16 protein-coding genes and 1 pseudogene are annotated in these 14605 nt (G+C 47.8%); 12 read left to right on the forward strand and 5 right to left on the reverse strand.

Annotation, left to right across the window (positions count from 1 at the left end):
• Window positions 1-118: 118 nt before the first annotated feature.
• Window positions 119-1054: pseudogene (locus tag AYY17_RS21045) on the forward strand (IS3 family transposase); the annotation flags it as partial.
• Window positions 1048-1407, forward strand: coding sequence for a DMT family transporter (locus AYY17_RS04265; protein WP_082981271.1), 360 nt, complete (start codon window positions 1048-1050; stop codon window positions 1405-1407). The pseudogene AYY17_RS21045 and the gene AYY17_RS04265, both read left to right, overlap by 7 nt.
• Before the next feature lie 65 nt (window positions 1408-1472).
• Here AYY17_RS04265 and AYY17_RS21050 read toward each other — a convergent pair whose 3' ends face one another.
• Window positions 1473-1994, reverse strand: coding sequence for a hypothetical protein (locus AYY17_RS21050; RefSeq protein ID WP_082981272.1), 522 nt, complete (start codon window positions 1992-1994; stop codon window positions 1473-1475).
• A gap of 746 nt (window positions 1995-2740) precedes the next feature.
• On the opposite strand from AYY17_RS21050, the gene AYY17_RS22085 reads away from it, so the two are divergent.
• Together AYY17_RS22085 and AYY17_RS04280 are read left to right on the forward strand one after the other, a co-directional pair.
• Window positions 2741-4057, forward strand: coding sequence for a hypothetical protein (locus AYY17_RS22085; RefSeq protein WP_235845272.1), 1317 nt, complete (start codon window positions 2741-2743; stop codon window positions 4055-4057).
• Window positions 4058-4208: 151 nt separating this feature from the next.
• Entirely contained in the window at window positions 4209-5513 is a 1305-nt protein-coding gene (locus tag AYY17_RS04280) for a hypothetical protein (protein ID WP_067421592.1), read from the forward strand.
• Between the two features lie 58 nt (window positions 5514-5571).
• Here AYY17_RS04280 and AYY17_RS04285 read toward each other — a convergent pair whose 3' ends face one another.
• On the reverse strand, window positions 5572-5877 hold the full coding sequence (locus tag AYY17_RS04285; RefSeq protein ID WP_067421594.1) for a hypothetical protein: 306 nt from the start codon (window positions 5875-5877) through the stop codon (window positions 5572-5574).
• Between the two features lie 192 nt (window positions 5878-6069).
• Here AYY17_RS04285 and AYY17_RS04290 point away from each other — a divergent pair, with 192 nt between their 5' ends.
• Window positions 6070-6261 (forward strand): hypothetical protein, encoded by a 192-nt coding sequence (locus AYY17_RS04290; RefSeq protein WP_067421596.1) that lies wholly within the window; start codon window positions 6070-6072, stop codon window positions 6259-6261.
• Between the two features lie 48 nt (window positions 6262-6309).
• Here the strand turns inward: AYY17_RS04290 and AYY17_RS04295 are convergent, their stop codons facing one another.
• From AYY17_RS04295 to AYY17_RS04305, 3 genes are all read right to left on the reverse strand, one after another.
• The gene (locus AYY17_RS04295) at window positions 6310-7308 is read right to left on the reverse strand and encodes a hypothetical protein (RefSeq protein ID WP_067421597.1); all 999 of its coding nucleotides are present in this window, start codon (window positions 7306-7308) and stop codon (window positions 6310-6312) included.
• 65 nt (window positions 7309-7373) lie between these two features.
• Window positions 7374-8483, reverse strand: coding sequence for a toxic anion resistance protein (locus AYY17_RS04300; RefSeq protein ID WP_067421600.1), 1110 nt, complete (start codon window positions 8481-8483; stop codon window positions 7374-7376).
• Between the two features lies 1 nt (window position 8484).
• Window positions 8485-9270 (reverse strand): hypothetical protein, encoded by a 786-nt coding sequence (locus tag AYY17_RS04305; protein WP_067421602.1) that lies wholly within the window; start codon window positions 9268-9270, stop codon window positions 8485-8487.
• A gap of 185 nt (window positions 9271-9455) precedes the next feature.
• Here AYY17_RS04305 and AYY17_RS04310 point away from each other — a divergent pair, with 185 nt between their 5' ends.
• The 7 genes from AYY17_RS04310 (at window position 9456) to AYY17_RS04340 (ending at window position 14582) form a co-directional block, all read left to right on the forward strand.
• Window positions 9456-9875: a hypothetical protein gene (locus AYY17_RS04310; protein WP_067421604.1), complete on the forward strand. Its 420-nt coding sequence runs from the start codon at window positions 9456-9458 to the stop codon at window positions 9873-9875.
• Complete coding sequence (gene lepB / locus AYY17_RS04315; RefSeq protein WP_067421606.1) at window positions 9872-10609, forward strand: signal peptidase I; 738 nt, start codon at window positions 9872-9874, stop codon at window positions 10607-10609. The genes AYY17_RS04310 and lepB overlap by 4 nt, the downstream gene beginning before the upstream one ends.
• On the forward strand, window positions 10606-11241 hold the full coding sequence (locus AYY17_RS04320; RefSeq protein WP_067421608.1) for a hypothetical protein: 636 nt from the start codon (window positions 10606-10608) through the stop codon (window positions 11239-11241). The genes lepB and AYY17_RS04320 overlap by 4 nt, the downstream gene beginning before the upstream one ends.
• 3 nt (window positions 11242-11244) lie before the next feature.
• Window positions 11245-11670: a hypothetical protein gene (locus AYY17_RS04325; protein ID WP_067421610.1), complete on the forward strand. Its 426-nt coding sequence runs from the start codon at window positions 11245-11247 to the stop codon at window positions 11668-11670.
• A 20-nt stretch (window positions 11671-11690) separates the two neighbouring features.
• Window positions 11691-12059 (forward strand): hypothetical protein, encoded by a 369-nt coding sequence (locus AYY17_RS04330; protein ID WP_067421612.1) that lies wholly within the window; start codon window positions 11691-11693, stop codon window positions 12057-12059.
• Window positions 12060-12071: 12 nt separating this feature from the next.
• Window positions 12072-13142: a restriction endonuclease gene (locus AYY17_RS04335; RefSeq protein WP_067421614.1), complete on the forward strand. Its 1071-nt coding sequence runs from the start codon at window positions 12072-12074 to the stop codon at window positions 13140-13142.
• Between the two features lie 291 nt (window positions 13143-13433).
• Window positions 13434-14582, forward strand: coding sequence for a hypothetical protein (locus tag AYY17_RS04340; RefSeq protein ID WP_137022472.1), 1149 nt, complete (start codon window positions 13434-13436; stop codon window positions 14580-14582).
• Window positions 14583-14605 lie beyond the last annotated feature (23 nt).

Raw genomic sequence — 14605 nt, forward strand, 5'->3', positions numbered from 1 at the left:
AGATCCTGGCGCTGAATATTACGAAGAGCGGTACAAAGAAAGGGTACTAAAAAATCTCAAACGCCAAGCCGAGAGAATGGGTATGACTTTACAGGCAAAAGAAGAATGTGTTTCTTAGGAAGGCTACCGCGCTCTTGATGTCAGACACCCTGAACAATTCTCGCTGATCGAGAAACTCAGCCGGCGCTTTAGTATAAAACAACTGTGTAACGTGTTCAGTGTTCATCGCAGTAGCTATCAATACTGGCGTCACCGTGCAAAAACACCATCAGCGGAGCAAATTCGGCTTCGGGCCCTGGTTCGAGAAGTTCATAAAAGCAGTCGCGGTTCTGCGGGTGCTCGTACTATTGCTGATATTGTATCGAAGACAAAACAGGTTCCTTTAACGCGCTATCGTGCAACTAAGCTTATGAAATCACTTGGCTTGGTGAGTTGCCAAATGCGGAAGCATCGATATACAAAATCAACTCAAGAGCACGTTGAAATACCGAATCATCTCGGGCGACAATTTGCAGTCACGGAGCCAAACCAAGTTTGGGTAGGTGACGTAACGTATATTTGGTCAGGTAACCGATGGATGTATCTTGCTGTTGTGATGGATTTATTTGCTCGAAAATCCATTGGTTGGGCGATGTCATTTTCACCCGATAGCCAACTAACGGGAAAAGCATTATCAATGGCTTTTGAATCAAGAGGTAAGCCAAGAAATATCCTGTTTCATTCAGATCAAGGAAGTCATTATACAAGTCGTCAATATCGCCAGTTATTATGGCGTTATCAGATAAAGCAAAGTCTATCTCGGCGAGGTAATTGCTGGGATAATGCACCGATGGAGCGATTTTTTCGAAGTTTAAAGACAGAATGGGTACCCATTTTAGGCTACCATAATTTTATAGAAGCACAGCAAGAAATAACACGATATATCATCGGGTATTATAGTCAGCTTAGGCCTCATCAATATAACGGTGGCTTAACGCCCAATGAATCAGAACGATTATATTGGGAAAACTCTAAAACTGTGACCAATTTTTGTTGGCCACTACAGTTATGCTGATACCGATCTACCTAGCCTTTTTGTTCTTCTCGAGGGATTCGCTCACCCTATCAATGCCAGAGGATGCATCTATTTACCCTGCTCTTGGTGTTGCCTATCTTGTTATCTTCCCGTCATGGCTTTCTTACGTATTCTGGAATAAAGGTGTTGCTATGATCGGTACAACCAGGAGTGAGATCTTCACGCACATTATCCCGGTCTCAGGTGGCTTACTGAGTATCGTACTATTAGATGAGCAAATTCATCTGTATCATGTAATAGCACTGGTTATGATTATCTTTGGTATCGTTTGCTGCTCAGGTAAAAATAAAGAGAAATCCTCAATCACAGCGACACCAAGTAAGTCTGTATAATACAACGCACTAAATAAAGACAGAGAGCTCATTGCTCTCTGTTTCTGTTTTTGGCAGAGCTTAGGTCACTTAAACCATTCAGGATGTTGTTTTTTATCCATCGAATTAACTTGGTCGGTGTACTGCGTTACATCGGCCGGAGTCAACATCAACTCATCGTAACTCAGAATGAATGGCCGAAGCATAATTAAACCGTTTTTTTGTCCGTAAAGGTTTATTACAACGTGCATGCGCTCATCTGCTGATGCGTAAGTGATCCACTGTCGATATGAACCTGTATTTTTAATGTAACCCACCAGAGCTAAGCTAAAGCCCCCTGCATCCTTCTGCGACATCCCCTTCTTACTGCATTTTTTGATCAGTTGGCCAATAGCATTAACGTGTGAGCTGATAGGAATATTCTGGTTAACGCGGGCAGAGTCAAAGTCCTTCTGCCCGACTGTAACTAAGTGTATTTGGTTGTCTCGGTAATCTCGGATATAGAAAACGTGAGAGGTGAATGGGGTCGAATGAATGTGGTTTCCAATCTTCCAACCATAGGCGTTTAAGTTCGCTGATGAAATCGCTCTGTCAATCTCTTTACTCATCTGTAAATCCTTCTGTCCGTTAAAATTAAATTGTAAGGGAGACCGGACACCCAACGAAGACACCTAACTTAAATTATGCATAGAAATTCAAAATAGAATGTACAGATTTTAAAAATGGCGCACCTACTTTTGCGTTAAAAATGCAATTTTTTGTTAGCGATATATTTTTATGGCTGGAACACCTATTTTAAACATTTTCTGAGAACTTGGGTTTTTCTTAAATTGACGTAGATCAATTTCCGTAGTTAAAAAACTGGTTTTTTGAGCGGCTTTTATGGTTTTTGCTGTTTTTATATACAAAATGCAAAAATGCAGGCAAACGATGCAAAAATGCAATCAATCACTGAGCAAATATATACTTGCGCTAAATCTCGGAAAAATAGTAACAAATATTTAGAACTAAATACCAGAAAAATCACAACATGAGTTTTGTGCATTTTCGGAGAGAAAAAATACTTTAATCTGATTTTTATGCATGTATGATTTATCTCAATGCAAACGAATATGATGTATTGCATGTCTGGGTGGGGATCCAGTGCAGGGGTGACTTTTAGCAAGTCACCCCTTTTTAATTAGCTCAAAAACACACTGTGGTGATCCAACACATTGCATATATATGCAAATGTCAGCGCGTTTATCGTTTACTAGAAAAGGACAACAAAACAGCCCGCTTTTCCGTTGACCCTCATTTGCAAAAATCTATACCCTACAGGGAATGATAACGATTTGAATGATCGGAAAAAACAATGAGTGAAATCAACGAAACGAAAGGCTACAAGCATATCCAGTTAACTCGCCGCATTACTGAAATGTCCACTGCTGAGGATTGGGATTCTGCTCGCATTGAATGGTCATTGCAGCAAGTATTCCGGGCTCAGATAGCCGATCAGTGTTTGTGCGGACACCAGCCGATTATCAAGATCTGCGTTATCAAAAACAAAACCAATAACAAGACGGCGCGGGTTGGTAATTGCTGCGTCAATAAATTCATGTCGCTAGGTTCGAATGGAATTTTCAATGCCATAGATCGGATTTCAAAAGATGGCACAAAAGCAGCCAGTCGAAAGCTCCTTGAATTTGCACTGGCTCAGTCGGTGATCTCCGCCTGGGAATTTGAGTTCTACCTCAGCAACATCGACAAGCGAAAGCTAACCCAGAAACAGCGACAGACTCGTGAAGCCATCAATGCCAAGCTGGCCGAAATGGGTGAGGAAAATCGCGCACTGGTCTACGGCGCGAGTCACATCGAAATCGCCTTCGAGCAGAATGTGATCAATCAGTGGGAAAAGGACTTCGCTTTGCGGACATTTCCCATGAAAAAATTAACCGTAAAACAGCACGCCATTCGGGCCAACATCGAAACCAAAATGATGAATGCAAGGATTGCCAAGACATTACCTGAAGTCTCCGCAGAGGCTCAAGCTCTCGGCCAGATCAGTGCGGCCCCCTTTTCCTTCACTCGCGATCCCGATCTGCTCGCAACCAAACTGGTTGAGGCGCAGGAAAAGACGTACATATCCGCAAAGGAAAAGGATATTTTTGAGCGCAAGCACAACGCTAAGGGATTCATCACCATTGCTGAACGAGCAACTATCCTGCGGGTTAAAGCTGCTGTGCAGCGCTTGTTGAGCGAGGGCTGTCGCATGAGCCTACATCACTTACCTATGCCACCAGCCGCACCTAAGCTGATAGATATTGCCCATAAAGCCCGGCTCATACTTGACGGATTGCTGACACATTGTGAGGTTGCTTCAACCAAGGGAACCTGTCTTTATGCCAGCCTAATGTTGGCCGCGATGTTAACCCGTGGCGGATTTCCTACTCGTATCCGTGGGGGTGACGGTGACACTGATGGAGGGTTATTCACGCAATCCTCTCGTCACGGCCATTACTGGTGTGAGGCCAGTTCAGATGACGGAAACTTTATTGTTGACCTCACTGCGGATCAGTTCGGATTTGAAAAGGTGGTCATGAAGCGTACAAACGCCATCGACTGGCCGCACTACATCCCTGGTTGCCAAGAGACAGTAGACCTGCACGTCAGCTTAAATTTGGATAAGTGATAATGACCTTTAAAATTAAATCAAGTTTTTTGGTCGTCATTTTATTCACAAAATCTGTTCATAACCCGGTGCAAAATAAGTCACTAAGTTTCGATAACGCCTTGCTCTCGGTTAAAATATCAGCACTGTAGTAATCACATAGGACCTCAAAATGACCCAAGAGAACATCGCGTGGTCGATTACTGACGAACTCAAGCTTATAAAGGGGCTGAAGGATAACTATTCTTTTGCGGCCTTATCGTCAGTCATCGGTAAGGATGTGGAAGAAATTCAGCGTAAGTGTATCGCGATGGATTTGTATATTGCTGTTTGCGAAAACATTGATGACCTCAGCCAGATAACACTGGTTCCTAATCACCAAGTCGGCATCGCTTGCCTGGGTAAAACCATGACTGGCATTTACCGGGAGCTCACGGAAATGGGTTGGGCTCCGCAAGTGTGGCGAGGGGGTCAATCACTGCGTTCGCCTGAATGGTGGGCGTCTCGCCCTGCTTTGGCATTTCGCTACAACGACGATGCTGATGAGCCCACTCGCCGAACAATTCATTTACTCAATAACGGTAAGCCGTGGACGCCTGAAGATGTCGGTATTCTTATGGCCGCACTATCGCAACGCCCTAGTAAGGATGCACTGACGCAGGTATTGATGCGCAGCATGTCCAACGTTATACAGCAGCTCTCAATTATGGGTCTGGTTCACGTTGGCACCGCAGAAGATTCCAGTGAAGCCAAGGTCTGGGTATGTCCAGCGATTCAGTCCAGGATACTATCAAAGATGCGTTATTTCGACGTGCTACCATTGCTGCAAACAGGATGGCTCATTGATGGTATGCAATTAATCGCACCGACCTGGTGGTCTGAAGCTACGCAGATAACCGATCTGGTTCCTAGTTCATGGCCGCTTAAAATCTCCGCAGCCACAGACACCAGCACACCGGTTAGCAATAATGAGCATATGCTTGCTGCCGCAAACTTACTCAAGTCCGTCAATGCCAAACGCCAGGCTATCGCCACTACAGATCCACAACCTGCGCCGAAGACAGATAAACTCACCGAACCAGAGGCGTTAAATCCATCCTCATCTGATGAAAAACGCCAGTCTTCCTCTCCTCGTGAAAAAGGGCGTAACGGTAAGTTGTGGTTCTCGGGCAACTATAAATTCCTGTTCACTTTGCTGGGAGAGCATCATTCACCAGACGTAATAGCTAAAAAGATGGATCGGACGGCTGGTGCGGTCTGCTCTCGTATTCAGCTCATCGGACTAACGCGTTACGTTAAAAGTGACGTCGAGGGTGAAAAAGGCAAAGTCTGTATCGTCAGAGAAGTCTCCATCGACACGCTTCGTAAGCAACCGGACTTTGTTAAAGATCATCTGATAGGGGCAGGTTGGACAGAAAAAGGAAACTTCCTGATATCACCAGACTGGTGGCTCAAATATCCGCACACACTGGGATAACCCAATGAGAGAAGGCAACCATGCGGTTGCCTTTTTAATGTCCATCGCTAATGCCTCGTCAGTAGTGCTCTCCTGACATTAACAGCAATACATCACCGACGATCGGCCCCTCCAGGCAAACCAGTTCCTCCAGCAAAGTTGTGGCTCGCTCATTAAGCGCCAGGTCGCTATGTTTAGCATCTTCATTCATTAGTACTCGGTCATAAACCACGCCATTCAGCGTGATCCCCCTGCTCAATTGAGAAAACTCAGGGTACCCCTTCAGAACACTTTGAACGAATACAGGATCAAGCAACCCCTGCCCATTTGTTTCAGTGACTGCAATGTCGCTTTCGCCGATTCCGGCTCGGATGATCAGTGCCATGAATACCTCTACGTTGATGAGAGCCTCAATTATCTCATGGCTCTTTATGGTGCCCGGTGTTTTTCCCCCTCGTTTCGTCTCCCTTTTCCATGTTTTTGTCAGTGTGCCCGTGGTTAAATTGGGGACTGCCTACGCTGTCTGAAACCGTTAAACGTCAGCTGGGTGAGGAACCCTTTTGACTGGAGAAGATAGATGCCCGAGCTCGATTTATTTGATTTGCTAATGATTGGTGGTGGGGTGGCCTTGCTGGGAGGTCACTATATTTGGTCAAAATTCTTTAAGAAGCCCGAAGATGATGAAAAGGATTACGCTGAACCTCCGGCCATCATGTCTTCCGCCTCTCAAGCAGAGGAAGAAAGCGATCCTAACAAGCGCTACTATTAATAAAAAACCCCGGTAAATCCGGGGTTTTCCATTCCTATGGGTATTGAATTACACGTCAGTCTTTAGTTGCTTCAGTACGCACAGGTTTCTATTGGCGAATCCCGCCAGCACAATTAGTATCACTGCCATCATCAGGAAAACACCTTTCAGTGTTCGTAATACTCCTGCGGTTTTGGCCGACTCCTGATATTTCAACTCAATGGCTGGCTTCGCATTATTCGCAATGTCTGGCTCAAGCCGCTGCGCAAGTTCATACAGACGGTATGCCAATTCGTTTTTCACCGGGCCATAACTCTTCATTATGCGAACACTCAGACCTGCCACTCGGCTCGCCTGATCCAGAAGCTTGTTGCCCTCAGCCTTGTCAGAGGTGTTTTCCGCTGCCACGGTCAGTGCCTGAACCAATGCCAGGCTCATGTTCATCGCTCGACGAGTATCGCCCGCAGCGTAGCCTTGCCGCATATATCCTTCCAATTGCGTAACTGCGTTGTCGTCATTAATCCCCTTCTCCATTGCGTCCTTCAGTATCAAACCTGAATTGGGATTTTCTGTTGTTAGCGCGCGCAGTAGTTCATCGACTTCACCGGTTAAGACGAGTGCCGCTGTTTGAATGATAGGGGCCTTTGGGAGCGTCTTGGGTTCGTCATCCACCAAGACGTTCATGAGAAATGCCGCCCCCATGAACGGCACTGCGAACACCATAACCCAGGCCTCTGCCTGAATCATCGCTACTCCACACACGACCAAGACGACTGCACCTGAAAATGGCACCAAATACGACAGGTAACCTCCCAAGACCCCGCCTATCGTGACAAATTGCCCCTCCTCTATCCCTGCTTCTCCTGCGGCCCCTACAGCAATTGATAGATCAACTGGGTTGATGGTCGCCATAGCGTAGAACGTCTCCAGTTCAAAGTGTTGCATCCAACTGATTAACCAAAACAAACCTGCAAAAAGTAACAGAATGCAGCCCGTCAAAAATAACCGATTACGTTTGTGTTGGATGCGTTTTTCAGTGGTGATAATATCTGGCTCTGCCTTAACCATTACCCCTCCGGTAAGCTGGCGTAAAAATCAGATGGCCGGATAACCCGGCCTGTGAAACTGAGTAATTAATCCGCCAGCTCCAATAGCAGTTCACAGCGCTGCTTCTGCCAGATTTCTGTACGTTCGGACAGGCGAGCGTAGTGCCCTTCGCTCTCGTGTTGGATCCGTTTAATCTCACGCGCTGCTCCGCCGATTGTATTCGAAATGTGTTCCAGTGTTGACTCGTCGTACACAGGACGATGGCCTTGCCGCGCAATACGGATAGAGCTCTCACTCACCAAATCCGCCTGATGTCTCGCCTGGGCATTCACGACATCACCCACGGCCTGCACCAGCTTAGAGCGGTTGTTGCTTTGGGTAGCCTGATCCACCAGCAAGTGGGCACGCTTGGCAGACGGGAGCGTTACGCGCTTTATAGTTTCAAACTGGTCAAGCATATTGAGGTTGTTTCGCTGCATCATGCGGATCATGGTCAAATCCTCAAAGCATTTCTGCTGCGTCATGATGATGTCTACTTTGCGTTTTTTCAGTACGGCCAGCTGGTGGTCGATGTTGCTGACTTCCAGTGCCAGCAAATTATTTTCCGGATCGCTCTTCAATGCCTTGCGGCGCTGTTTCAGCACAGACTCAATATGCTCTGTTGCGAAACCAGCGGCCACGATGTTAATGCCCGACTCATGTACCTCGGCCAGCACTTCCTCATACAAAATGTCGAGGTTATTGTTGTGACCAATGAGATCTGCCGAGATGCTGGTGATATCTTCCGTCAATAAGCTGACTTGATTCTTCACGTTGTCAAAACGGTCATTCGCCCGATGAGCCAGTCGAAGTGCGCGTGTCGCGTAGTAACCGACAACGGGGATTTTAAGTAACAGCTGCTGCACCTTGCCTGGCTGTACAGACGTACTGATGTCGCGAGCAAGTTCAACGATTTCATTCAGTCGCTTGCCGTCCTTGCCTTGGTTATAGACGTGAACGTTTTCCAACAGTTTGTCCAGATAGGCACCATCGGGCGATTTACTGCGGCCAAAGTTGTGCGCGCTTTTGGGGTCGCCCAGCACGAGTGAGTTAGCTACGGCAACGACCTGATCACGTTGGTCAGGACTGACGGCAAACTTCTCGGTTTCTTTGGTCAGAATGATTTGGTCAGCGGTGACAGTAATTGTATTGCTCATATCAGCTATCCTTTTTAACGTTATCGTTGAGTTTATTTACCAGTATTCTGAAACGCTGTTCGACTTCAGGATCCAAATCAATGTTGGCCGCGCCACTTCGCAGCTGTTTTATTTGGTGATGCCAGATTGGAATCGCGCTTTTCACCACCGCTTCCAGAAGGTCTACATCAGTTGCGGCAGAGTGCAGCAACATCCCCACCTGAACCTTATTCATCTCTGACGAGGCTTTAGTGACCTCCAAGTTAAGGATGCGTTGGGCTAACCGGGTCAGCCCGTACTCCTGCTGATCTGATAGCACCTCCCCACTTTCACGGCATTCGGTCACATACGCCCGACCTTCTTTGATGTAAGCGTCCAACGCTTCGATGTCACGCGTGTAGATTTGCTCAAGCGCCAGTAAAATATGCACACCTTTGTGCGCCTGCTCCAGTACCAAGGGTGCCTGCACCACCAGCCGATCAACACGACGGCAGTTCATGGTGAACTCAATCATGCGTGTTTCATTTGAACCCGTCAGGGCATCCCAAATTCTCGACAGGAAGCCCGTCTTGTGCTTGAAATACACGTTAGGGTCACAGGCCTCAAGGTGCCTCACCAGCTGTGAAGTTGACTCGCTGATCTTCGTGTCCTCAGCGCCCGCTTTCATCGCTTCTTCCAGCGTCATCTTGTGGCCGTTGAAATCAAGGATGTCATCGGTGTGGGACAGTAATTTAGGACCGAAGCTGACAACCCCTATCGCGTCATTCACAAACTCGGGTAATTGCCGGGCAATCAAGCTGGTGGACATGCGCACTCCTACGTATCAATAGAATCTACCTCCACGCTATCACGGCTATTCTGCTGACAAAGAAAATGAGGTCGATTTTTACCCGAAAAAATAAAACTGTTTTTGTCTCCGTTTTGTCGATGAAAAAACTCAGTCGTCGGTAAGGTGTTAGGTATCCTGTCTGCATCCACAAACAGGGGGAAGCTATGTTCCGATTTGTACCAATGATGATCTTGACTGGCCGCTTACGGCTCAACCGTCTATTCACACTACTGGCTGATGGTGCCGTGTCGGTAGCCTTTTGGTTCAGTCTGTCGGTAAATCTAACCTGGCTTGCTCCGGCTGGGTTGCTGGCACTCTTCTTATTGGCGTTTGCGGTGATCGGGTATCGGAGTTATTACCTGCCTGTCAAAACGTACCAGGTTACCCGTGTTCGCATTGGTCGTGATGACCCGTTCGTTAACTTATCCCTCATGATCATGCATGGTGGTGAAGAAATCGAACATCCACTTACCGTCAAAATGGCGCGAGGTGGCGCGTATCACTTCTACCTGTTGTCCATCTACATGCGCCTGGCTGATTCACTGACGCGTTATGCTCGATCTCTGAAGGAGGCGCGTTCATGAATGGCCTCGGTATTTTATTTATCGTGCTGGTCGCAGTATTGGGTCGAGATGCCATCAAACACCGAAAACCTCAGCCCTGGCTTGTGATCGCCCTTGGCTTGTCGGTTACATTATTTGTCAGTGAGAAGTGGGTAGGCGCAGTCTACAGCGTTCCTACGGGGTCTATGCAGCCCACCTATCAAGTCGGCGACTATGTCACAGCGGTCAGGTTGGGTGGATTGCTGGATGATGGCAGGTTAATGCGCGGTGATGTCGCTGTGTTCAAGGCTCCTTCAGTGCCCCGCACGCTCTATACCAAGCGGGTCATCGGCATTCCCGGTGATGTGATTGAATTTGACACAGGTAAAACCTATCGGGTCAACGGCAAGGTGCTGGGCAAGCAAACCGTAGAAAAAGAAGGTTTCCAAGTCTTCACGGCCAACGATGAACGTTTCGGTAAGTCGTACAACTTTGTGATCGACACGCGCGCTGCCTATGTGCCAACGAAAGGTCACTGGGTTATTCCCGAAGGCTATTATTTTATGGCCGGGGATAATCGTGATCACTCATGGGATAGCCGCTACTGGGAGAATCCACCTGGCACACCAAAGCCATTGCGAGGATTGGTTCCAGTTGACCGCATTGATGCCCGTGTCACTCACACGCTCTTCAATTTCAATCCGTTCAACAGCTACGATGCGCTGGATGCTCAAATGGCTGTGATTCGTCAGGGTGCGAACGGTGCTCATAAATGATGATTGATGCCTTCTACCAGACTCGGTTGCCAGAGGTGGTGGCCGAATTCGCGCGCTGCGTGGATACCTATAACGTATGGCACTCTCAGACGTTGTCGGTCTGTGAGCGTCTTGGCTTCGTCAACTTTTCAGGGCCGGACTTCTGCGTTCCAGATTATTTTTTTCGCTCCCGGTATGAGCATATCCAGAAAGTCACGGGCTTCAAGCTGGTGGATGATGATTCCCTTTTGGCTGAGCCCGAGCATATCCCTTATGCACTGCGGAATGACAACCCCGTAGGTGAGGCAATTTCCCGCGAGCTCATGCAACTGGCCGAGAGTGCTTTGTCTACATTAGGCGTGGACATCAAGCTATATGGGGAGCCAGGCGCAGTGGGGTATCAGCGGGCTATCTGCATGATGTTGGGTATAGATTATCGCGTTACTGCTGGCGCTGTAGTGGGCTTCTCCCAGGTATGGGCAATATCTGACGAAAAAGGCAACTTTTCTCTCGTCTGCTCCGTTCCTGTGAATACCCGTGATGGCACCATGACCTATGAACTGCCGAATATGCCTGAAGGCTGGGTGGACATTACCGCTCAGCAAGTGATCCACCTTTTCAATTACCATAATTCCATCGTTAATAAGGAGTAAACAATGAAATACCTGCCACTCGTGTTAATTCTGGCCCTTGGGGGGTGCGCTAACGTCGAGCTGGGAAACCAGATGCCTGTGACACCCCAGTCAGCACCAACGCAACAGTCGGTACTGACTATGAAGGCGACAGCGGAGCCGGATGCGCTACAAGTCTTATTTAACGAAGGGCTTGCTGAGGAGGCTCAGTATGATAGCGCGCGATTCATTGAGGGGAGCAACCAGACCATGATTATCGCGTCTGTGCAAAGCGTCCCCTGCCAAATGGTCTTTCGGTTTGTCGAAGCAACAAACGGAGATTTTTGGATGCCCAATCAAATAGCCTGTGATAACCAAAGTGCAATGGCCGGTTACGTACCAGACGGCTCTGTCGGGGCAATTTCATCAGCGGATACTCCAATGATAAACTCGGGATATTCAAATGACTGATCCACTTTATTGAGGTTTATATGGTTTTGCGAGTCGTGAACTATGTTTTGATGTTTATGATAGCCGGTGTTTATGCCCTGGCAGTTTATGCCAGCAAAAATGAGACCGAGCTATTCCACATCATTGGTGTCGGGAACTTTGCGCTCTTTTGCGCAGTTATTTTTTTGTTGGCCCGGAAAGAGATTTACTACATCTGGGCAGCGTATACCTTATCGCTGGTGGTTTACTATGCAGTGATTTCGCCATACATCCCCCTCATCCCGGAAATTATAGTTTACGGCACGCCATCCATTGTGGGTCTAATTGCCGTCTACGACATCGTGATCCTAAACTCTAATGAACTTTCGGTGAGAGTAAAGGCTCGCCGAACTTGGCCTAAAAAACGCTAATAGGTGCAGTAAATGTCGAAAGGAAAGAAACGTCAGGTTACACCCGAAAAGGCAATGAGGATCCGCTTCTATGGCGTTTCGGGCCTGATTATTGTGCTCAATACGATGTTTGTGGGTAACACCAAAATTCAGCTGATTTCCTTGCTGCTAACGTTGTCTATTTTCCTGCTCTTCACGCTTTCTGGGCGAGTCGTTGTCGGAACCTGGTTCAAAAAAGAAAACTGGCGCACCCTAAACGCCCCTCAAGCCACATTGTTATTTCGTGCCTATGTGGGGCTCCCCCTCGCGGCTATCGCCATGCTTCTTTATGCGTATGGCTACCAAGGGGCTATTAGCCAAGCGATGGTGGAAGTTCTATTCCCTCCTGGTGAGAAAGTCGAAGACAAGATGATCTCAGTGATGAATCTGTTGCAAGCCAAGCTACCGTTGTTGGTTGGCGCATTCCTGTTTTACACCGCGTTGTGCTTCTTGGTCGGAACGGCTGTTAAGTATCTTCAGCTATCAGCTTCAGGTCGTGCACTGGGCAAGTTGAAAGGCGTCGTTAATGCGCGTCAGGTATTGGATCGAATGACGTGGGATCAGTTCGAGAAAGTGATTTGCAAGTTCTTCGAAACCAGAGGCTATCGCGCTCGTGTCAGCAAAGCAGGTGCTGATGGGGGGGTGGATGTGGAATTGCAAGGTTTCGGTCATCGGGAGATGGTTCAGTGTAAACATTGGAAGACCAACCGCGTTGGTGTGGCAATCGTTCGTGAGATCTACGGTGTGGTACTGGCAGATGGTTTTCATCGTGGGTTCATTATCACATCAGGCCTGTTCACCGATGAGGCGTGGAAGTTTGCTCTGCGTGAAAACGTGAAAGGGAAAGTAATTTTACTTGATGGTTCTCAGCTGATTGAGATGATCAAGGGCAACGGTGACCTTGAGCAAGAAGACCCTAAACCGTCCGCAGCCACGCAGTCCATAGATGCTAAAGAGCCGCTGTGCCCAGTATGCGGTGGAAAGATGGTTCTGCGTAAATCAGGTAAGTCAGCCTTTTTCGGTTGTTCGCTGTACCCAGATTGTCGCGGTACACGCGAACTTTAATGCTCCCTTACTCCAGTCTTCCAAGAGCGCCGTTAATCGGCGTTCTTTTTTTCATCTTGACTTCTCATCCAAAAAAGGAGAGCAAAACGTTGGCCTTTTCGCCCTTCGAAATTTCGATGGCGGAAACAATGTCGCTATAATCACCAGGCAATCCAATCTAGCGATGAGGGTAACATCGTTAGTCATGGCTCCGTTATGCGGGGCTGGTTTAAGAGGCTGAACTGCGACGGGTAAACATAACGAACGTTGCGGATATCGGTAATGTGCATGAATGAATTCGAGGGGAAACAGATGACTGACAAACGCGGCACTGGCGCAGAATACGGTCAGGAATTATTACGTGAACGCTCTGCGGAAGCGGGCACGCCAGAACCAACCAAGAAAGCGTCGAAGAAAACGATACTTTCAGTGATCGTCGCGGCAGTTATCGCAGGGGGTGCGATGGCAGCTGTTATTTTAACGAGCGATAAAACTCCGGCTGAAAAGGTCGAAGCACTATCAGTTGAAATCAGTAACAACGGTGTCGCACTGACGGATAGTGTCAAGGCGGATATTGAAAATAGCAGCACTCAATCCACTGAACCTTTGGTATCTGGTACGAATGAAGTCGCAGCAGAAGCTGATAAAGCGCCAGCGGCTCCTGTGCTGGAAATTGCTCAACTGAAGAAAGACAGTGCGCCAGAAACTCACGCGCCGGTTGTCGTTGAAACAAAACCTTCGAAAGCGCCAACAGCGGAAGTTATGCCAGCTGAAGAAGTCGTTAAGAGTGTTCAGTCAGCACCTGAGTCGGCTGAAAGTGCCCGTGAATACGATCCTGCCAAGTTCGGTATCACCGAAAATGAAACTCCTGTGGTCGAATCTGCCCCATCCCAAGCTGCGGATGTAAATGCTGCGCCGATGATTGAGTCGGCAAAAGTTGCTCATGAACCGATCCTGGTGGCTACCGCACCTAAGCCAGAAGTTGTTGAGCCAACACGTTCGGCTCTTCCTGAGCCTGAGCCGATCCGTATGGAGCGTGTTGAGCTCCCTGCCACCAATCAATTCACTCAAACCTTAACGATGACAGGTTCAGATCTGAACTACACCGGTTCAGCGCTAAAGGTTGAGTACAAAGCCCAACAACAGGATACGATTTACCTCTACAGTACCTTTGCAGCGAAAATTTTCCTTCTGCCTACGGATAAAGGCGAGGACATCAGCGCCTATTTGTCTGACGAAAAAGGCTGGCAATTAAAACTGCTCCCAGGCGGTATCCTTCGCGTTCAGCGTAGTGACAATAAAGCGGCTTGGTCGCAAGCAACAGACCTATTTATCGTTGCTGGTAAACGGACATACTCGCTTATTCTGCAAGGGGTGGGTGATCCGAGCCAAAGAACAGACTCCCTTCGTTACACCACGGTGGAGCCAGAGCAAAAAGCAAAACCGAAAGCAAAAAAATAAGACCAATGGGACAGGCGTATCCT

It is taken from the genome of Morganella psychrotolerans (assembly GCF_001676055.1).
GTDB classification, from domain to species: Bacteria; Pseudomonadota; Gammaproteobacteria; order Enterobacterales; family Enterobacteriaceae; genus Morganella; species Morganella psychrotolerans_B.